15 protein-coding genes and 2 tRNA genes are annotated in these 20,524 nt (G+C 57.6%); 9 read left to right on the top strand and 8 right to left on the bottom strand.

The features are described 5' to 3' along the window. Nucleotides 1–23: 23 nt before the first annotated feature. The gene (locus tag A3224_RS04775) at nucleotides 24–1,067 is read right to left on the bottom strand and encodes a LacI family DNA-binding transcriptional regulator (RefSeq protein ID WP_067152113.1); all 1,044 of its coding nucleotides are present in this window, start codon (nucleotides 1,065–1,067) and stop codon (nucleotides 24–26) included. Between the two features lie 1,081 nt (nucleotides 1,068–2,148). Here A3224_RS04775 and edd point away from each other — a divergent pair. The 9 genes from edd (at nucleotide 2,149) to A3224_RS04820 (ending at nucleotide 15,101) form a co-directional block, all read left to right on the top strand. Beyond that, entirely contained in the window at nucleotides 2,149–3,966 is a 1,818-nt protein-coding gene (gene edd / locus A3224_RS04780) for a phosphogluconate dehydratase (protein ID WP_067152115.1), read from the top strand. A 50-nt stretch (nucleotides 3,967–4,016) separates the two neighbouring features. Further along, nucleotides 4,017–5,477, top strand: a complete 1,461-nt coding sequence (gene zwf / locus A3224_RS04785; protein ID WP_067152117.1) for a glucose-6-phosphate dehydrogenase — start codon at nucleotides 4,017–4,019, stop codon at nucleotides 5,475–5,477. Nucleotides 5,478–5,490: 13 nt separating this feature from the next. Then, on the top strand, nucleotides 5,491–6,201 hold the full coding sequence (gene pgl / locus A3224_RS04790; RefSeq protein WP_067152119.1) for a 6-phosphogluconolactonase: 711 nt from the start codon (nucleotides 5,491–5,493) through the stop codon (nucleotides 6,199–6,201). Between the two features lie 71 nt (nucleotides 6,202–6,272). Further along, complete coding sequence (locus tag A3224_RS04795; protein ID WP_067152121.1) at nucleotides 6,273–6,896, top strand: bifunctional 4-hydroxy-2-oxoglutarate aldolase/2-dehydro-3-deoxy-phosphogluconate aldolase; 624 nt, start codon at nucleotides 6,273–6,275, stop codon at nucleotides 6,894–6,896. A 299-nt stretch (nucleotides 6,897–7,195) separates the two neighbouring features. Further along, nucleotides 7,196–8,230 carry a type I glyceraldehyde-3-phosphate dehydrogenase gene (gene gap / locus A3224_RS04800; protein ID WP_067152123.1) on the top strand — a complete coding sequence of 345 codons (1,035 nt, stop codon included), beginning with the start codon at nucleotides 7,196–7,198 and terminating at the stop codon, nucleotides 8,228–8,230. A 96-nt stretch (nucleotides 8,231–8,326) separates the two neighbouring features. Next, nucleotides 8,327–9,763: a pyruvate kinase gene (gene pyk, locus A3224_RS04805; protein ID WP_067152125.1), complete on the top strand. Its 1,437-nt coding sequence runs from the start codon at nucleotides 8,327–8,329 to the stop codon at nucleotides 9,761–9,763. Nucleotides 9,764–10,304: 541 nt separating this feature from the next. After that, nucleotides 10,305–12,929, top strand: coding sequence for a TonB-dependent receptor (locus A3224_RS04810; RefSeq protein ID WP_067152127.1), 2,625 nt, complete (start codon nucleotides 10,305–10,307; stop codon nucleotides 12,927–12,929). A 300-nt stretch (nucleotides 12,930–13,229) separates the two neighbouring features. Next, nucleotides 13,230–13,946 (top strand): SapC family protein, encoded by a 717-nt coding sequence (locus tag A3224_RS04815; RefSeq protein ID WP_067152129.1) that lies wholly within the window; start codon nucleotides 13,230–13,232, stop codon nucleotides 13,944–13,946. Nucleotides 13,947–14,069: 123 nt separating this feature from the next. Further along, entirely contained in the window at nucleotides 14,070–15,101 is a 1,032-nt protein-coding gene (locus A3224_RS04820; RefSeq protein ID WP_067152131.1) for a sulfite exporter TauE/SafE family protein, read from the top strand. Nucleotides 15,102–15,482: 381 nt separating this feature from the next. Here the strand turns inward: A3224_RS04820 and A3224_RS04825 are convergent. The 7 genes from A3224_RS04825 to A3224_RS04855 form a co-directional block, all read right to left on the bottom strand. After that, nucleotides 15,483–15,557, bottom strand: a tRNA-Gln gene (locus A3224_RS04825). Nucleotides 15,558–15,595: 38 nt separating this feature from the next. Continuing rightward, nucleotides 15,596–15,672: transfer RNA gene (locus A3224_RS04830), tRNA-Met, on the bottom strand. A 180-nt stretch (nucleotides 15,673–15,852) separates the two neighbouring features. Then, nucleotides 15,853–16,797: a DMT family transporter gene (locus A3224_RS04835; protein ID WP_067152133.1), complete on the bottom strand. Its 945-nt coding sequence runs from the start codon at nucleotides 16,795–16,797 to the stop codon at nucleotides 15,853–15,855. Nucleotides 16,798–16,911: 114 nt separating this feature from the next. Next, entirely contained in the window at nucleotides 16,912–18,003 is a 1,092-nt protein-coding gene (gene ychF / locus A3224_RS04840) for a redox-regulated ATPase YchF (RefSeq protein ID WP_067152135.1), read from the bottom strand. A gap of 18 nt (nucleotides 18,004–18,021) precedes the next feature. Then, a complete protein-coding gene (gene pth / locus A3224_RS04845) occupies nucleotides 18,022–18,639 on the bottom strand; it encodes an aminoacyl-tRNA hydrolase (protein WP_067152138.1) in 618 nt (205 codons plus the stop codon). Nucleotides 18,640–18,650: 11 nt separating this feature from the next. Further along, a complete protein-coding gene (locus tag A3224_RS04850) occupies nucleotides 18,651–19,277 on the bottom strand; it encodes a 50S ribosomal protein L25/general stress protein Ctc (protein ID WP_067152145.1) in 627 nt (208 codons plus the stop codon). A 194-nt stretch (nucleotides 19,278–19,471) separates the two neighbouring features. Continuing rightward, nucleotides 19,472–20,401 (bottom strand): ribose-phosphate pyrophosphokinase, encoded by a 930-nt coding sequence (locus A3224_RS04855; protein WP_067152147.1) that lies wholly within the window; start codon nucleotides 20,399–20,401, stop codon nucleotides 19,472–19,474. Nucleotides 20,402–20,524 lie beyond the last annotated feature (123 nt).

The raw sequence follows: 20,524 nt of genomic DNA on the forward strand, positions 1-20,524 counted from the left end.
CGCCGTCAGTGCAGGCTGGGCGTTTAGCCCGGTGCTGGCCCGCTGGAATCCCGTATCACCAGCTCCGGTGTGAACTCTTTTTGAATGCCTGCCTCTTTGTGTGCTTTTCCGTTCTCTGTGCCTTTGCTGCGGGCTTTGTTCAGAACCAGTGCGGCGGCGCACTTGGCGATTTCGTTGTTGGGTTGGTGAGCAGTGGTGAGTTTGGGCCAGGTTTGGCGCGAAAAGGGGCTATCCTCGAAGCCGACGATGGAAAGCTGCTCGGGGATTTTGATATCCATCAGTCGCGCGGCGAAGAGGGCGCCGGCAGCTATTTCATCGTTACTGGCAAAGATTGCCGTGGGCGGGTTGGCTGACTGTAGGAGCTTCTTGGCGCCCTCGACACCGGAATCAAAGGCGTATTCGCCTTTCAGTATCAGCTCCTTCTCGATTGGCAGGCCGGCTTCCCGCAGCGCCCGGCGGTAGCCGTCCAGGCGGGCGCGGGTAGAGATGTGACCCTCGCTACCGCAGAGAAAGCCGATGCGTCTGTGGTTGAGCTCTAATAGGTGCTTTGTCAGCGCATAGGCCGCTCCATTGTCGTCCACTTGTATGCAATTTTCCTCATCGTCCTCAGCGGCCGCGGCGGAAAGGATGCGTACATAGTGCAGGTCCAGAGAGCGGACGGTATCAATGATTGCCTGGTCTTCCGAGAATGGAGGTGTCAGGACCAGCCCCGCAATCCTGGAATGTCTCACCAGGTTTTTCAGTTCATCGTGCACTGCGTCCGATTTGGCATTGCTCGGGTGAATCAGCAGCTCGTAACCGCGTGCCCGGCAGGCTTCGAGTATGCCGTTCTGCATGTCAATCACATAGTAGGCATTCGGATTGTCATAGATAAAGGCAATAGTGTAGGAGCGGGTGCCGGCAAGATTGCGCGCGGCGAGGTTGGGTTGGTAATTGAGTGCCTCTACGGCGTCGATCACCTTTTTCCGGGTAGCGGGGCGCACCGAGGGCTCATTGTTGATAACGCGGGAAACTGTCTTGATGGAAACGCCGGCCTGTGCGGCAACATCGTTGATGGTGACTTTCATCTGGGCGCTTGTCCTTGTAGTGGAGACCGCTGCCGATTGGAAGCTGGGCGCGGTGTGATATGAGCGGCTCGCCCGCGCCAAGCCCCCACGGAGTGGAGTTCTGTCCTCTTCGACTCCGCCAGCGCTGTCAGACCCTGTTTCGGCAAAATAAACGATTTTATCAGCAAATGGCTGCTTTTTGCTTGGAAATCGGGGAGGGCGGCTGACCCTGTTTCCAGTCGCTTTTGCACAGGATGGCAGGCCATGCCTCTTTTGTAAATTTATTACATATGGCGTATGTGGTCGTGTTGAGCTTGGTGGCGCGGGTTTTCCATCGGTGCGCCTGCTTAGGGGTGGGGGTGTTTGGGGTGGGGCTTTATAGGGCGGCGAGGTCAAAAATTGAGGGTGTTCATTATTGTAGTCAGTCGTTAGGGGGGCTCTGATTAATTCATTTCCTGGGGGCGGAGTTTCTTCGGGGGCGTATGTGAAGCTCAGGTGATAGGAGGCGTATTTCGAAATCGCCGGATACAAGGGGGTATCCGGCGGATCTGCAGGGAAGTGCTCGTGCCTTTTTGAAATATCCGTCCTATTGCCTGAGCGTCCCGGAATCTAGCGTTGTGTTCACGCGAATTAATCAGAGGTTCCTTAGCTTCAGTGAGGGTTTTCCGAGGGCTCTCGGGGTGGGGCTTGTGTGTGGCCGCCCCGCAATTGTTGCGGGGTGGGGTGCTTGAAAGAGTTTGTAAATTTACTACATAATAGCGCACCGGCCAGCAGCTCCGCCGGTTTAGTGCCGGATCTGCGGGAATCTGTTCAAACCTGAGGCAGCACACTTTGCTGCCTCAGCTGAGTTCCCGCTCACGCGGGGGCGCCGGTCGCCATTGGTCAGGATCAAATTTCGCGGTTGGGAAGCATGAACGCAAAGTCGTTTTCCATGCCCGAACAGTGGCGTTGGGCAAAGGACCGGCCGCGGCGCTAAAACCACAGGTGGATAACGGTGAATCCGGAGGGCAAAGCGCCCCACCTGGCCCTGATATTTTCTGCCAGCGGGTAGAGACCTGCGTCGCCGCGCTGAAGTCTGCCGGCTGAGTAAAACGGAAGAGTTATGCTACACAGCAAGGTTCAAGCAGTTACCGAGCGAATTATTGAACGCAGTGAGGAAACCCGCGCCCAATACCTCGCACAAGTCGATAAAGCGCATATCGAGGGGCGTGCCAGCAGTCGTCTCTCCTGCGGCAACCTGGCCCACGCCATCGCCGCCTCCGATGAAAAAGACAAGAATCTGATTGCCTCTGGGCGCGGTCCCAACTTGGCGATAGTCACCGCCTACAACGATATGCTTTCCGCGCACCAGCCCTATGGCGCCTACCCGTCGCAATTGAAAGAGGCCGCCGCCCGCTGTGGTGCCACAGCCCAGGTGGCCGGTGGTGTGCCCGCCATGTGCGACGGCGTCACCCAGGGGCGCGCAGGTATGGAGCTCTCCCTGTTTTCCCGCGATGTTATTGCCATGTCCACGGCCATTGCCCTTTCCCACGATGTGTTCGAAGGGGCCATGTATCTCGGTATCTGCGACAAGATCGTGCCCGGCCTGGTGATCGGCGCTCTGGCCTTCGGCCATTTGCCGGCGATGTTTGTGCCTGCGGGCCCCATGCCCACCGGGCTGGCCAACGCGGAGAAAGTGCGCGTGCGCCAGCTGTTCGCCGAAGGCAAGGTGGGGCGCAAAGAGCTTCTGGAGGCGGAGAGCGCGTCTTACCACAGCCCCGGGACCTGCACTTTTTACGGTACGGCGAATTCCAACCAGATGTTGGTGGAGATCATGGGCTTGCAGTTGCCGGGCAGTTCCTTTGTGAACCCCGGCACCGAGCTGCGCCAAGCGCTGAACGGGGCGGCGGTTGAGCAGCTGGTCCGGATTACCGAGCCCAGTCAGCACACCCCTATCGCCAAGATTCTCACTGAAAAAGCCTTCGTCAACGGCATTGTCGGCCTGCTGGCGACCGGCGGCTCTACCAATCACACCCTGCACCTGGTGGCCATGGCCCGTGCCGCAGGCATTCAGTTGACCTGGCAGGATATGGCGGAACTCTCCGAAGTGGTGCCCTTGCTTTGCCGTGTTTATCCAAACGGCACCGCTGACATTAACCACTTCGCCGCCGCCGGCGGCATGCAGTTTTTGATTCGCGAGTTGCTGGGCGCAGGATTGTTGCACGCGGATGTGCACACGGTACTCGGCGACTCGGGCCTGGAACCCTACTGCCGCGACCCCTTCCTCAATGAAGACAAAAGCGGTGTGGTCTGGCGGCCGGCGCCGGAAACCAGTGGCGACCCGGATGTGATCCGTCCGGTGAATGAGCCCTTCTCCCATCACGGTGGCCTGCAGCTGTTGGAGGGCAACCTGGGTCGCAGCGTGATCAAGGTGTCCGCGCTGAAGCCGGAAAATCTGCAGGTGAAGGCGCCTGCGGTGGTCTTCCACAGTCAGGACCAGTTGCTGGAGCGTTTCAAGGCCGGCGAACTGGAAAAAGACTTTGTTGCTGTCGTGCGTTTCCAGGGGCCACAGGCCAACGGTATGCCCGAACTACACAAGCTGACGCCGACCCTGGGCGTGTTGCAGGACCGCGGTTTCAAAGTGGCGCTAATCACCGACGGCCGTATGTCCGGCGCTTCCGGTAAGGTTCCGGCGGCTATCCATATGTCGCCGGAGGCGGTGGAAGGCGGTCCCATCGCCAAAGTCCGCGACGGAGACCTGATCGAATTGGATGCCGATGCCGGAATTCTGCGCGTTCTTGTGGACGATGCCGAACTGGCCGCGCGCGAGCCTGCCTCTGGAGATCTCTCCAGCAGTGCCCGCGGCACTGGCCGGGAATTGTTTGCGAATATGCGTTCACTGGCTAGCGGCGCAGAAAGTGGCGCCAGCATTCTTTATTAAATTACGGCGCGCAAAACAGGCGCCGAAAGACAGGAAATCAGAGCGAATATATGGCTAACCCATTTGACATGGTGTTGTTTGGCGGTGGAGGCGACCTGGCGTTGCGCAAGCTGATTCCCGCCTTGTACCGCGCACACAGGGAGGGCAGCCTGGCTGAGGGCTGCCGCATATTGCCGGTCTGCCGGCGCCAGGAGGATGCGGACAATTATCTGGAAACGGCCCAGCAGGCACTGAAAACCCACTTGCGCGATGGCGAGTACAACGACAACTGCTGGCGGGAGTTCAGTGAGTTGCTGCGCGCCGTGGCCCTGGATATTTCTGTGCCGGATGAACAGTGGGACTCTCTCACTGATGTTCTCGGCAGTGACTCGGAGCGGGTGCGGATTTTTTACCTGGCGATTCCACCGGCGGTGTTTGGTCCCTGTTGCGAGAATCTGTCGCTGAAGGGATTGATTCACGAAAACTCCCGCGTGGTGGTAGAGAAGCCCTTGGGTTACAACGCCCGCACTTCAGACGAGATCAACGGCAAGATTGCCACCTATTTTCCGGAACAGAACATATTTCGCATCGACCACTACCTGGGTAAGGAAACCGTTCAGAATCTGCTCGCGCTGCGTTTCAGTAACGTGCTTTTCGAGCATCTGTGGGATGCGAAGACCATCGACCATATTCAGATCAGTATTTCCGAAACTGTCGGCCTCGAGGGCAGAGCGGGTTTCTACGATGAAACAGGTGCTTTGCGCGATATGGTACAGAACCACCTGCTACAGCTGCTGTGCCTGATTGCCATGGAGTCCCCCAACAGCATGTCGGCGAAAAATATTCGCGCCGAGAAGATCAAGGTGCTGGAAGCGCTGCGTCCATTGGTGGGAGAGGCGGTCGATCAGAATATTGTGCGCGGCCAGTATGTGGCGGGTGGTCTGGGAACCCAACTGGTGCCTGGCTATCTCGAGGAACTGGAGGCGGCCAGGAGCAGTACGGAGACTTTTGTTGCCATACGCGCACACATTGATAACTGGCGTTGGGCCGGCGTGCCTTTTTATCTGCGCACCGGCAAACGTATGGAGAAGCGCTGTGCGGAAATTGTGATCCAGTACAAGTGCGTATCTCACCGGGTATACGACGAATCCGCCGGCGAGGTGATACCCAACCGCCTGGTGATCCGCCTGCAGCCGGAGGAAAGCATCAAACTGGTGCTGATGGCAAAAAAAATGGACAGCCTGACCATGGAGCTGCAGCCGGCGGAGTTGAACCTCACCCTGTCAGATACCTACGACAGCTTCCGCAGCGATGCCTACAAGCGCTTGATGCTCGACGTGGCGGAGAACAACCCGGCGCTGTTTATCCACCGCGACGAAGTCGCCGCCGCCTGGGCCTGGGTAGATCCAATCATCAACCACTGGCGGGATACCGGCAACCAGCCGCATCTTTACCGCGCTGGAAGCTGGGGTCCCCAGGCCGCCAGTGAACTGCTGGCCCGCGACGGTCGCCACTGGTTCAACGCGCAATAGGTAGGTGGGCGCAATGGTAGAAGAAAAATTCTATTCAGACCGCGAGCGGTTGGTTCAGGCACTGGTGCACGACTGTGCCAGTGAACTGCAAAAAGGTATTAAGGAGCGCGGTCAGGCGAGCTTCCTGGTTTCCGGTGGCAGTACGCCTGAGCCGGTGTATCGCGAACTGTCGAAGCGGCCCCTGCCCTGGCCGCAGATTACCGTCGCCCTGGTGGACGAGCGCTGGGTGGACAGGAACGAGAGCGGCAGCAATCAGGCGTTTATCGAGAAAACACTGTTGCAAAACTGCGCCGCTGAGGCGCCCCTGCTCGCCATGAAAACTCCGCACGCCACCGCCGCTGAAGGCGAGGAAGATTGTGAGCGCGCCTACGCAGAACTTCCGAAGCCTTTTGACGTTTGCATATTGGGTATGGGGGGCGACGGACACACAGCTTCACTTTTTCCGCACGCCGATGGGCTGGCCGCAGCGTTGAATCCGGACTCGCAAAAATTGTGTAGTGCCATTACCGCCAGACAAAGCGAAGTTACCGGCGTTCACACGGAGCGTATGACTCTGACTCTGGCGGCGATATTACAGGCCCGGGATATTAAGCTGCTGATTACCGGCAACGAAAAACTGAAAGTTTATCGCGAGGCATTGCTCGGCAGTGACGAGTTGGAAATGCCGGTGCGCAGTATTCTCAAGCAGGGCTTAAAACCGGTCACCGTTTATTGGGCGCCTTAAATTCAACGGCCCCGCTTTTGTCCCGATCGTGTAATCGGAGACTTTTGTAACAAAAGGTTTGGAATTCAAAGATGCAAGAAAAACTCGCCGAAGTACTGGAACAGGCCAAAGTAATCCCGGTGCTGGTAATCGACGATGTCGAAGATGCCCTGCCGCTGGCGGAAGCCTTGGTGGAAGGTGGTTTGAACGTACTGGAAATCACACTGCGTACCGAGGCGGCGTTGGCCGCGGTGGAACGCATCGCCAAACAGCTTCCGGACGCCCATATCGGCACTGGTACGGTACTGAGTGGCGAAGATGTGCGCCGCTCTGAGGATGCCGGCGCGTCTTTTATGGTCAGTCCGGGAACCACTGAGCAACTTCTGGACGCGGCGGAGAGCAGCGATGTGCCACTGCTTCCGGGGGTCGCCAACCCCTCTGAAGTGATGCGCTTGTTGGAGCGTGGTTACCGCTACCAGAAATTCTTCCCCGCCCAGGCCGCTGGCGGCGTACCCATGCTCAAGTCCATCGGTGGGCCCCTGGCACAGGTGCGTTTCTGTCCCACCGGTGGTGTGAGTCCGAACAATGCCAGGGATTATCTGGCGTTGCCCAACGTCATCTGCGTGGGCGGCTCCTGGATGGCGGCAGTCAACCTGGTTCGGGAAAAAAGATGGGCCGAAATCACCCGTCTGGCGAAAGAGGCCGCCACCCTGTAAGGGAATCCCTGATGAATTTCCATGAGCGCTGAAGTTGACCCAGGGGCGCTCGAATTTTGGGGTGGATACTTCGAAAGTGCACGTACAGTCCCCGGTTATACCGTTTCCGGTAACCGGTAGTGTCGAAATATCTAGCCCGCAACTTGTACTTCTTATCCGGGCGCGGAGCGGTCTCGAATGCCTGGGGCGAATTTATCAGGGGCCTACGCGTTAATTCTCGTTCTCCTCTCCAGCTGGAGGGAGATAGGGGAATGAGGGGAGAGGGTAAAAGCGATTTGCAATAATGAGGCTATAGCGAGATGAAAATCAAAATTGCCATTAACGGCTACGGCCGCATCGGCCGCAACGTCACCCGTGCCATCTACGAATCCGGATATAACGACCGTGTGCAGCTGGTGGCGATCAACGACCTGGCTCCGGTGGAGTCCAATGCCCACCTGACCCGCTTTGATACTATTCACGGTCGCTTTAATACCGAAGTGGCCGTGGAAGGCGAGGACCTGCTGATCGGTGGCGACCGCATCCGTGTCTGCCAGGAGCGGGAACCGGCCAAGTTGCCCTGGGCGGAACTGGGTGTCGACCTGGTGCTTGAGTGCACCGGCCGCTTTACCGACAAGGCCTCCGCCTCTGAGCATATTGCCGCTGGCGCCAAGGCGGTACTGATTTCTGCGCCGTCCAAGGACGCGGATCTGACCGTCGTCTATGGCGTTAACCACGACAAGCTGACCCCCGATCACAAAGTGGTTTCCAACGCTTCCTGCACTACCAACTGTCTGGCGCCGGTGGCTAAGGCCCTGCACCGCGAGTTGGGAGTAGAGCGCGGATTTATGACCACGGTACACGCTTATACCAACGACCAGAATACCCAGGATGCGGTGCACAAGGATATCTACCGAGCCCGCGCCGCCGCCGACAATATGATTCCCACCAAAACCGGTGCAGCCGCAGCTGTTGGCCTGGTATTGCCGGAGCTGAAAGGCCGCCTGGATGGAATGGCCGTGCGCGTACCGGTCAACAACGTCTCCCTGGTGGACTGCCAGTTTATCGCCGGTCGTGAAACCAGCGTGGAAGAGGTCAATCGCATCATGAAAGCTGCCGCAGAGGCCAGTGGTGGTGTACTGACTTACTGCGATCAGCCGCTGGTATCCGTGGACTTCAATCACACCAATGCCTCCAGCCACTTCGACGCCAATCATACCCGCGTCAACGGCAATCTGGTCAAGGTAATGGCCTGGTATGACAACGAGTGGGGCTTCTCCCACCGCATGCTCGACACCAGCCTGGCCATGGCGGAGTCACTGCAACTGAATCAGGTTGCGGCTGAAACTGCCTGAGTTTTCCTCCCGCCTCTCTCACGGTTGACTTGAGTGGGGCGGGGGCGTGCAGCCTTTCCGAACCTCATTTTTCATAATAACTCCCAACAGGATCCCATGATTCGCCACACCAAAATTGTCGCCACCCTCGGCCCCGGCACAGACAAACCCCGTGTCATCGAAGAAATGATTCGCGCCGGTGTCAATATTGTGCGTTTGAACTTTTCCCACGGCTCCGCCGACGACCACCGCCGCAGGGTGGAGGAAGTGCGCCGCGCCGCTGCGGCACAGAACAAGATGGTCGCTGTGCTCGGAGATCTGCAGGGACCAAAAATCCGCATTGCCCGCTTTGCCGAAGGCAGTATCTGGCTGGAGAACAACAGCGAGTTCACCTTGGATCTGGACTGTCCCGCGGACGGCGGTGACCAACATCGGGTCAATGTGGACTATCCCAGTCTGATCAGCGATTGCAAGGCGGGCGATATACTGTTGCTCGATGACGGCAAGATCCGCCTCGAGGTCACTGGTACTACTTCGACGAAACTTTATTGCCGTGTACTGCAGGGCGGAAAACTGTCGAACAACAAAGGTATTAACCTGCTCGGCGGCGGCCTGTCTGCTCCGGCGCTGACGGAAAAAGACTACCGCGATATCAAGCTGGCAGCGGAACTTGAAGTGGACTTTCTCGCGGTCAGTTTTCCGCGCTGTGCGGAGGACCTGGAAACCGCTCGCAGCGCCATGCAGGAAGCCGGCAGCCGCGCTGCCATCGTCGCCAAAGTGGAGCGCGCCGAAGCGGTCGCCAGCGACGAACAGATGGATAGCCTGATTTTGGCTGCCGATGCAATCATGGTTGCCCGTGGCGACCTGGGCGTGGAAATCGGGGATGCCGCTTTGATCGGGGTGCAGAAAAAACTGATCAATCGCGCGAATGCTCTGAACCGGGGAGTGATTACCGCTACCCAGATGATGGAGTCAATGATCACCAGCCCCACTCCGACACGTGCCGAAGTAATGGATGTGGCCAACGCCGTGCTCGACGGTACAGATGCTGTCATGTTATCGGCGGAGACAGCAGCTGGCGAATACCCGGTTGCGGCGGTGGAATCCATGAGTGAAATTATCGTCGGTGCGGAACAATATCTCGGCAGCGTGCCGCAATCAGCCGCAAGCCAGAGCGCTTCCGAACGCATCGACACGGTGATTGCTCAGGCGGCTATTGATGTGGCCGCGCGGGTGGAAAATCTCTGTGCTATCGCGGCGCTGAGTGAATCCGGCCGCACCCCGCGCATTATGTCCAGGGCCACTACGCGCCTGCCAATTTACGCCTTGACCCGCCACCCGTCTGTTGCCCGCCAACTGGTCTTGTTGCGCGGTGTGGAGCCCGTGGAGTTCGACCCCGCGTCCGTCCCGCTCGGCCATTTGACGGAAGCCATTATTGAAGTGTTGAGCTCTCGTCTGGATTTGCAAAAAGGCCAGCGCATTCTGATCACTCAGGGCGAGCGACTGAATATGGGAGGGCATACCAACTCGATGCGGATTAAAGAAATCGAGTAGCCTTTTCTTCTCCCACTTCCCGTCCCGCCGCCAGGCAGGGCGGGAGGCAGCCGGTGCGCCGGTTTCCCCGCCTATTCTCTCTTTTTATCACGCGGTCAGTTTTCCAAGAGGGGCTGACGGTTCGCTGTGGATTGTATACCGGAAAGCCCTGATTCATTCACTCAATAAATTAGATTCTGCCCCCGAACAATTGGATGGCGAATGCAAGACGGGAGACACATCGTGAAAGCGGCGGGGAAGGTGGTGTTCGCTTGCGAAATGTACGTCCCTTCAGGCGGGGTATTTCTGGTGCGGTGGCAGGGGGGCGTGTGATCAGCTCGGAAATGCGTCTGTCGTCTTATTCAACACAATGGCGCGAAATAAAACCTGTAAAACGTGAATAAACGCCTGGCCGCTAGCTTTTTGTTTTTTTTCTGTGTAGCTTCGGTCTGTCGCGGATGACAGCGTTATCATAACCAAATATGACAACGCTATCATCTGCACTTAAACCAAGACCAAAACGCTTACGACTTGGGAATATCAATAAAAAAAGGGGAAACCGATGCTACAGCGCAACAAGCTTTCACTTTCCATTGGGGTGGCCGTGCTCAGCGGCGGTCTGTTCTCGCCACTAGTGGTGGCGCAAGAAGCTCTATTCGAAGAAATTACTGTCACTGGTATTCGTACTTCCCTGCAGGACGCGATGAGTACCAAACGCAATGCCGACAATATTGTGGATGCAATTTCCTCCGAGGATGTGGGCAAGTTTCCCGATAAAAATATCGCAGAGTCTCTCTCCCGCATGACCGGCGTAGCGGTCAGCCGAGAATTTGGCGAGGGCGAAAAAGTATCTATTCGCGGCGCGGGTCCGGATTACAACCGCACAACTCTCAACGGCCAGTCTGTTGCGACCGCTGACTGGTTTATTCTGGATAATCCCGCCCGCAGTTTTAATTTTACGCTTTTGCCTTCCACATTGATTTCCTCGCTGGAAGTTTCCAAGAGCCCGACGGCTTCTCAGGATGAGGGATCCCTGGGCGGCACAGTGAATGTGCGCACACACCGCCCACTGGATCTGGCGGCAGGTGAGGGCGCTATTGCAGTGGAGAGTATTTATTCCGAGACTTCCGAGGAAATGGATCCGAGTATCTCCGGCCAGTATTCCTGGAAAAACGATAGTGAAACTTTTGGGGTTCTGCTGTCTGCGACCAGGCAGGACCGCACGGTACAAAGATCCGGTTTTGAAGTTCTCTCCTGGACCGATGAGGCTACTCCGGGAATTATGGTGCCCGGCACTATGGGGGCACCAACTTTTTATCAAGAGCGTGAACGGGAAACTTACTTCCTATCCGCACAGTTCCGAGCGACAGACCAACTGCTTTTCACTCTGGACGCACTGGACTCCACAATGAGTGCCGACAACATGAATGGCAATTGGCTGGTGTTTTCCGGTGACAACGCGGCTGAGCATGCCGCCAACGGTGAGATCAGCGGATCCAGTGTTGTGGCCTCGGAAATCACTGGTGCTGGCCGGGGCGTGGTGAACTGGATCAACCGTGTATCCTCCTCTGAAACGCAGTCGCTCACCTTGACTGCCGAATATGAATCCGATGTTTTCGCTTTGGATGTGGTGCTGGGAAGCACTTCGGCGGAAGGTGGAACCTACCGTGAAACTTCGTGGGAGTACGGATGGGATGGTGGGAATTATGCTTTTGATTTGAATGCCCCCTCCCTAAGTACGAATCCGGCGCCCAGCGATGCCGAAGCCTATACCTCTACCGCCGGCTGGATCTGGGGTGGCGAGAAGCCGACTACCGATGAAGAAAACTATTTTCAGGTGGATTTGGAGCTTCCCGTTGATGCCGGTGCGTTTACCGCCATCAAAACGGGCATCAAGGTGCGCAATGCAGAACGCACGCAGGATCGCATTGTCTACAGCTGGCATGGTGCAGACACCATGGCCGGCAACGAAGATCTCGCGGACACCTACCTCGACTATATCCTTGCCTCATGTCCGACGCTCGCCAGTTGTGGGCTGAATTCTGGCGGTACCATAAATATTGACTCCCCGGTGGGTGGCAACGCGACAGAAGTCATCGAGCAAATGCGGGAAGTGATGGAAGAGATCGCTTTTGGCGGGCTCAACGGTGTTTCCGCTGACTATGCGATATCCCGTGAATTGGCGAATAACTGGGAGGTCGAAGAAGATATTTTCGCGGTATATCTACAAGCGGATTTTGAAAGCGAGAGTTTTCGGGGCAACTTCGGAGTGCGCTATGTGACAACCGATCAGGCCTCTTCCGGCTGGCGCTTCAGCGATGACTCCTGGGGCTTTGATACTCTGGACCGCGAATGGCTCGCACCCTCAGAGTTGGAGTGGGTAACGGTCGACAATAAATACAGTGAATTTCTGCCGAGTGTTAATTTAGCGTATGACTTGAATGAGGATATGGTGCTGCGGGCATCCGCGGCGCGGGTCATGGCCCGGCAGAACTGGAATCAGATTTCTCCCTTTGAGACATACGGAGCATTGAATGCTCCCGATCCCAAAGGTCAGGCGGGCAACCCGGAGTTGAAGCCCTTTATTGCCAATCAGCTGGATTTTGGCTACGAGTGGTACTACGGCGACGTCTCGGCTTTTTCCGCCACCTTATTCTTTAAAGATAATCAGAGTTACCTGGTCCAGGAAACCTATACCGATGCCCGTTACTACGAGGCGGATGATGTGTGGGTGGACGTGGATTTCTCGCGTCCTGCCAACGGAATAGGGGGCGCTGTCAGTGGTCTGGAACTCGCCATTCTCCACGATTTTGACAATGGATTCGGCTTGCAGGCGAACTATACCTACACGGATACCAATGACGATGTGGTGGTCGGTATTTCCGAGAATATGGCCAACTTAATGGGCTACTTTGAGAACGACACCTTTGGCGCCCGCCTGATGTACAACTACCGTTCAGAATGGAGTAAGGGCTTCCACTGGAATGGCAATCCGCTCTCGAATGATGCCTACGGGCAATGGGATGCCAGCTTTTCATACAATATCACCGATAATGCCCAGCTGACCTTCGAGGCGGTCAATCTGACCGATGAGCAGATCATCGAATACAGTGAGGATGAGGATCGCCTGATGTCGCTGTATGAAAATGGCCGCCGCTTTGCCATCGGTGCCCGCTACACCTTCTAGCAAAGGTGGCTAGCGGTCTTGCCGGGCCTGCACAGGGGTTGAATCGCGCAGTTAACTCTCCGCCACGACAATGGCGTTGCGTGTGTGTGGGCAGGCCCAAATATCCTTGGGGGGAGCCTCTCCCCCTTTTTCTGGGCTTTACACGGGGAGGGCCCAAGAGCGAACGAAGATTGCCAAATTGCTACAAAATCCGCGCGAAAAAATGATAGGGGCGTAAAGGCTTTCTTTTTCTGCTAAGGAAAATATACTGTTGCGCTATTTACACAATAAGCAAACCAATAAGGTTACAGGTAGCGTTATATGTCTGATAAGCAGCCCCCCAAAATCGTTCCCTTGCGCCGCGATGTGCACGGTAAACTGAAGATTCGCGAGCTCGCTTCATTTGAGCACGTTAAGAATGCTCATATGGTGCCGGTGACTGCTCATGAATTCGCCAGACTGGGCGCGGAGTACCCAATTGTCTTCGTCAAGAACTCCGACACCGGCGAGTTCCAGTCCGTGGCCCTGCTGGGGCTGAAAGTCGGAGAGAACCTCTTTGTCGATGGGGACAGCTGGAAAGGCGTGTTCGTCCCCGGCAGTATCCGCAATCATCCGTTTGTACTGGCACCCGCCGGTCAGAACAGTGACCAATTGGTGGTGGGCCTAATTGAAAACAGCCCCCTCGTCAGTGAAGAAGAGGGCAATGCGCTGTTTAGTGAAGAGGGTGAAGAGACTGACTACCTCAAGGCCAAGAAGGAAACCCTGGTGAGCTTCCTTGAGAGCGACAAGATGACCAAGGCCTTCGTCAATATTCTGGCAGAAAAGGAGTTGCTGACTTCGCAGACGGTAACCGTCAACGCCGGCAAGGAGAAGATCAATCTCAACGGTATCTACATTGTTGACGAGAAAAAACTGGGCGAATTGAGCGACGAAGATTTTGCTGATTTCCGCAAGCGCGGCTTCCTGCCCCCGCTGTACGCGCAACTGGGTTCGCTGCACCAGTTCTCTAAACTCGCGAAGATGCAGGCCGGCGCCTGATGCGATTGGGGCGGTCTGAGGCCCACCGGGCCTCAGACCGCCAACCAAAGCGCAACTGTCCCGAAACAGCACCTGCCTTCTCTTTCGCCCAGCCGCCAGTTCTTCTTTTCTCTGGACACCGTTATGCGTACATATCTTTGGGTGTGGCTGATATTCCTGCTTGCTTTCTATGGCACCTGGCTGCTTCTGGTTGCGGGCTATGGCTATTGGCCCGAAGCTCGTGAAAACTGGCCAATGGCATTGGCCATGGCTCTCGGCAGTTATGCAGCCGGTTCCACGCCGATGGGTGGGGGAACAGTGGGCTTTCCGGTTCTCGTTCTCCTGTTTGATACCCCGGCGAGCTTGGGGCGCGACTTCAGTTTTGCAGTGCAATCCATAGGTATGGTCAGTGCCAGTATTTTTATTCTTTGTCGCCGGCAGCCCCTGGCCTGGTCAATGTTGCGCGGCAGTATGCTGGGCGCACTGATTGGCACCCCCCTCGGCATATTACTGGTGGCGCCGCTGATCCCCGAGTTGTGGATTAAGCTGGTATTTGCGGTGATCTGGGGCAGTTTCGGCATACTTCACCTCTACCGACTCGGTGAGATTACCGCGCACAGCGAGAGCGCCGGTCTGTGTCCGCGACGGGATTTCCGTGTGGGCTTGGCGTTGGGTGTGCTGGCGGGGGCTTTTGCCGCGGCAGTCACTGGTGTCGGTATTGATATGGTGGTCTACGCAGCCTTGGTGCTGCTGTGTCGTGTGGATTTGAAAGTTGCGATTCCCACCTCGGTGGTGATTATGGCGTTTACCTCTCTTATCGGAGTGGCGGTAAAGACGTTGGTGGGAGACTGGCAGGCGCAGGTTTTTGGCAACTGGTTGGCGGCGGCACCAGTGGTGGCTTTGGGGGCGCCACTGGGCGTATATATTGTCGGCCTGATTGGTCGGCGGCCGACGCTGCTGGTGGTGGCTGTGCTCTGTGTGGTGCAGTTTGTTTGGACTTGTATCGCGGAGTGGGATGCGCTGGGCTCCATTGGGCTGCTGGGGACCTTGGTCGCTGCAGGTGTCGGCCTGCTTGGTTTGGAGTGGTTGCGCCGCCTGGGGCTGCAACTGGCCACTTCCGGTGCGGCGGTGAGGAAGGCTTCCAGCATGCGCGAGGAGTTGTCCGGGGCGGCCTAATTGGCGCGCCCTTGGCTCGCGTTTGCGTGTACTAAGATGCTTCTGATTTGTTCGCTGTCCGAGGGTCGAACTACAGGGAACCTCTGATTAATTCGCGTGAACACTAGGTCCCGGGGCGCTCAGGCAACAGGATGGACATTTCGAAAGCGCGCGAGTCCTTCCCTGTAGCTCCGACGGATGCACCCCTGCATCCGACGGTTTCGAAATACCCATCCTCTCACCTGAGCTTCTCATCCACCCCTCCGAAGAACTAGTGCACCAGGAAGCGGATTAATCAGAGGTTCCTTAGCACTTCGCAGCTTAACAACTTAACGCGCTGAGGCTGTCGGGAGTTTAGGAATTCCCAAATGCGAGGCGTTGGGGTGGAAGAGTAAGGGAAAATGGCTGGGGCGGTAGGATTCGAACCTACGCATGACGGGATCAAAACCCGCTGCCTTACCGCTTGGCTACGCCCCAGTTACAGGACTGTGAATCATGGATTCACGGTTTGAAAATGGTAGCAAGGGGGAGACTTGAACTCCCGACCTCAGCATTATGAGTGCTGCGCTCTAACCAGCTGAGCTACCTTGCCACTGTTGCTCGATAATTTTGCCCGTGGGCCTTACCGAGGGCGCGCATTATCGGGCGCCGGGGCGGGGCTGTCAACCCCTGTTTTCGCTGTCTTTTCAGTAAGTTAGAGAAACTCTGATAAATTCGCGTGCGCGCTGCAGTCGGCTCTGGTCTTTAAGCCACTTTCCCGCCAGGAGGTGAATTAATCAGAGGTTCCTTGATCCGAGTGTCTGCGCTGGCCTTTGCCCACAGCGGCTAACAGGGAGCCACAGGCTACCGCAGCCGCGCCCAGCCAGCTGATCCAGTTTAGCGGCTCCACTTCGATATAGCCCGGCCAGAGGGCGCCTATCAATGCTGCCAGCGCCAGGGTGATCAGCGGGACCAGAGCCAGTGTTGCGCTCACGCGGGATGCTTCCCAGTTGGCCAGTGCCTTGCTGAAGGCGCCGTAGGCGATCAGGGTGTTGGCGGTGAGAAATACCAGCAGTGCCCATTCGAGCCCGTTCAGACGGGAGACGCTGAGGGGATCGGCCATCGGCAGAAAGCAGAGTGTGCCGGTAATGTAAATCAGCACCAGCAGGTTCTGCGAGGCGGCGTGACGCAGTATTTTCTTTTGGTTATACCCATATACCGCCCAGCCAATGGCTGCGACAACGATAAACCCCAGCCCCAGCAGATAGTCTCCGCCGGCACCGCTAAGCAGCTGCGGCAGCCGCTGATTAAAGAAAAGCGGCAGGCCGGCGGCCACCATGATCACGCCCAGCCACTGGCGAGGGGAAAAGTTTTCGCCGAGCCACAGTACGCTTGAAACCAGCAGCATTAGCGGCGCCAGCTGGATCACTATCTGCGATGCTCCGGCGGTGATGTAGTTGAGCCCGGTGGCGTAGGTCAGGTAGTTGGTGAGCAGGCCGCCGACGGCCAGGAGTGTAAAAGGCAGCAGGGCGCTTCCAAACAGCTGGCGCAGGTTCAGTCTGCGCGACCAGCCGTAGTAACCACCCGCCAGTAAGGCGGCGCCCACGAAACGGTACCAGGTGGCGGTGGTGGCGGAGATGGTGTCTAGCAGGCCTTTGAGGGCAATGGGCAGCAGCCCCCACATGAATGCGGTGATCAGAGCCAGAGGCAGGCCGATTTTCCAGTTGGATTGATGCATTGTAATTCCGCGAAAGCTTGTGGGTGCGGACAGGAGGGACAGCTGGTTGCTGGTCTGCGCCGCCCCTGCAGGGATTGTAGTCGGTGCAGGAACGGCGCTCGCGGCGGACGGGGGTCAGACGTTAAAGCGGAAGTGGATAACGTCTCCATCCTGAACTAGGTATTCCTTGCCTTCCAGGCGCCACTTTCCGGCCTCTTTGGCACCGGCTTCGCCGTTGTGGGCCACGAAGTCGGCGTAGCTGATGACCTCGGCGCGGATAAAGCCTTTTTCGAAGTCCGTATGGATTTTACCTGCAGCCTGGGGCGCGGTAGCACCGACGGGAATGGTCCAGGCGCGGACTTCCTTGACGCCAGCGGTAAAGTAAGTGTGTAGGCCCAGGAGTTGGTAGCCGGCGCGGATAACACGGTTTAGGCCCGGCTCCTCCATGCCCAATTCTTCGAGGAACTCCTGTTTTTCTTCGTCGTCCAGCTCGGCAATTTCCGCTTCCAGCTTGTTGCAAATGGGTACCAGTACCGCATTTTCTTCCGCCGCAATGGCGGCTACCGCATCCAGGTGCGGGTTGTTTTCGAAGCCGTCTTCGTCCACGTTGGCGATGTACATGGTGGGCTTGACGGTGAGCAGGTTCAGTTCGCGCAGATTTGCCAGTTCTTCATCGGAAAGGCCGAAGGAGCGCAGTGGTTTGGCTTCATTCAGGTGAGGCTGGATTTTTTCCAGCAGCCCCTTCATCACAATGGCATGCTTGTCCTGTCCTTTCGCCGCGCGAGTGTAGCGCTGCAGGGCTTTTTCTACAGTTTCCAGGTCTGCCAGTGCCAGCTCCGTGTTGATGACTTCGATATCCGCAGCGGGGTGCACCTGGTTGGCCACGTGGATCACATTGTCGTCCTCGAAGCAGCGCACCACGTGGGCGATGGCATCCGTTTCGCGGATATTGGCCAGAAATTTGTTGCCGAGTCCTTCCCCTTTGGAGGCTCCGGCCACAAGGCCGGCGATATCGGTGAATTCCATCGTGGTTGGAAGCACCTTTTGCGGTTTCACGATTTCCGCCAGTTTGTCGAGCCGGGCGTCGGGTACTGGTACTACTCCGGCGTTGGGCTCAATGGTGCAGAAGGGGAAGTTTTCGGCGTCGATGCCCGCTTTGGTCAGGGCATTAAACAAGGTGGACTTGCCCACGTTGGGCAGTCCGACGATTCCGCAAGTGAATCCCATGGTCGATATTCCAGTGGTTTACGGGCGTTTGCCGGGGCCCGGTTTTTGTGTGTGCAGTGTTTTCATGGCCGCTTCCCAGTCGCCGGCGACGGCGGCTGGGATTATTTCCATAGCGCGCTCGATGGCTGTGGCCAGTTGTTCCTGTTCCACCCTGGGGGCGCGCGCGAGCACATAGTTGACCACTTCGCGGGCGCTGCCCGGGTGACCGATACCGAGACGCAGGCGCTTGAAGTCGCGGTTGTTGCCCAGGGCGGCGATGATGTCCCGCAGACCGTTGTGGCCGCCGTGTCCGCCGCCGGCTTTCAGCCGCGCGGTGCCCGGGGGCAGATCCAGTTCGTCGTGGGCCACGAGGATAGCCTGGGCGGGAATCTTAAAGAAATTTGCCAGCGGGCCGACGGACTGGCCGCTGCGATTCATATAGGTGGTGGGAATCAACAGGCGTACATCTTCACCGCCAATCCGCACCCGGCTGGTGAGGCCGTGGTATTTACTGTCTGGGGAGAGCTGGCCGCCGCAGTGGCGCGCCAGCTCGGCGACAAAGTCGGCACCGGCGTTGTGCCGCGTCCGGTCGTATTCCGGGCCGGGGTTGCCCAGCCCGACGATCAGTTGGATTGGCGTCTCCGGTGCCTTGGCCAAGGTACTGACCCTTACTCTTCGCCTTCGCCTTCGGCAGCTTCTGCTTCAGCTTCGACAGCGCCGCGCGGCTTGTGCACGGAAGCGACAACCAGATCGTGGTCCGGGCCGTGGCTCAGGTCTACGGACTCGGTACCTTCCGGCAGTTTGATGTCGGAGATGTGCAATACGCCGTCGATATCCAGATCGGCCAGATCAACTTCGATAAATTCCGGCAGTTTGGAAGCGGGGGCGCTGATATCCAGTTCGGTCAGGGTGTGGGAGACGATTCCGCCAGCCTTGACGCCCTTGCAGGTATCTTCGTTCAGGAAGTGCAGTGGCACCTTGAGGTGTACCTTGGTGTTGGCGGATACGCGCTGGAAATCCACGTGCAGCAGTATCGGCTTGGCCGGGTGGCGCTGCAGGTCGCGCAGGATGACTTTTTCCTCTTTTCCGTCGATGTCCAGGGACAGGACTGAGGAGAAGAAGGCTTCGTTTTCCTGGGCTTTGAGCAGGTCTTTTTGCAGTACGGAGATGGATTGCGGCTCGGCCTCGCCGCCGTAGACGATGCCGGGTACACGGCCTTCCAGGCGACGCAGGCGGCGGCTCGCACCTTTCCCTTCGTCGCTGCGGACGCTGGCGTTCAGTTTGATATCAGACATGGGATAAACCTCGGGTTGTCTGTTCAGGACAACCTGCGACCGGGCTGTCCTGACGTTGCTGTAGATCGGATTGTGCCAATCCAATAGTAAACGCCCGGCAGTGCTGCCGGGCGGGCGCGTATTCTACGGGATGTGCTGATTCCGCGCCAGTGGGGCGCGGGGGAAATTTGGGGCGAGGGTTCGCCCCGGGGGCGTCAGCGGAACATTGCCGACAGGGATTCCTCGTTGCTGATGCGGCGCACTGCCTCCGCCAGCATTGCGGACAGGGTCAGCTGGCGGATGCGAGGGCAGCGCTCCTGCTTGTCGCCAAGCGGAATGGAGTCGGTGACGACCAGCTCATCCAGGACCGAGTTGTTTAGGTTGTCGATGGCTGCGCCGGACAGGACCGGGTGGGTGCAGTAGGCGATAACCTTCTTGGCGCCGTGGTCCTTCAAGGCCTTGGCTGCGTTGCACAGGGTTCCGGCGGTGTCGACCATATCGTCCACCAGCAGACAGGTGCGGTCTTTGATTTCTCCGATAATGTTCATTACCTCGGCCACGTTGGCGGTGGGGCGGCGTTTATCGATAATCGCCAGGTCGCATTCCAGGCTCTTGGCCACTGCGCGGGCGCGGACCACGCCGCCGATATCCGGAGAAACCACGGTCAGATTCTCGTGGTTCTGGCGCTCGATGTCGTCCAGCAGTACGGATGAGCCGTAGACGTTGTCCACCGGGACATCAAAGAAGCCCTGAATCTGTTCCGCGTGCAGGTCGACGGTCAGTACCCGGTCAATGCCTACGCTGACCATCATGTCGGCGACGACTTTGGCGGAAATGGGCACCCGCTGGGAGCGCACGCGGCGGTCCTGGCGCGCATAGCCGAAATAGGGTACCACCGCAGTGATGCGGCCCGCGGATGCGCGGCGCAGGGCGTCCACCAGCAGTATCAGCTCCATCAGGTTGCGGTTGGTGGGCTGACAGGTGGACTGCACTACAAAGACGTCGCGGCCGCGCACGTTATCGGTGATCTCCACGGCGATCTCGCCGTCGGAGAAGCGCTTGACGGTCGCTTCTCCCATGGGAATTGCCATATGGTCGACAATTTTCTGTGCCAGTTCCGGGTTCGCATTGCCGGTAAAGACCATTAAGTCAGCCACTGAGAGTTCCTTTGGTTTTGTCTGGAAGTGAAATGCGGTGCGGATACCTGTAAGGGGTGGGTATCTGTGCTGTGCAGGAGTGATCCACAAGTGCGAGCGGAATCGGAATAG

The sequence above is a fragment of the Microbulbifer thermotolerans genome (genome assembly GCF_001617625.1).
Taxonomy (GTDB): Bacteria; Pseudomonadota; Gammaproteobacteria; order Pseudomonadales; family Cellvibrionaceae; genus Microbulbifer; species Microbulbifer thermotolerans.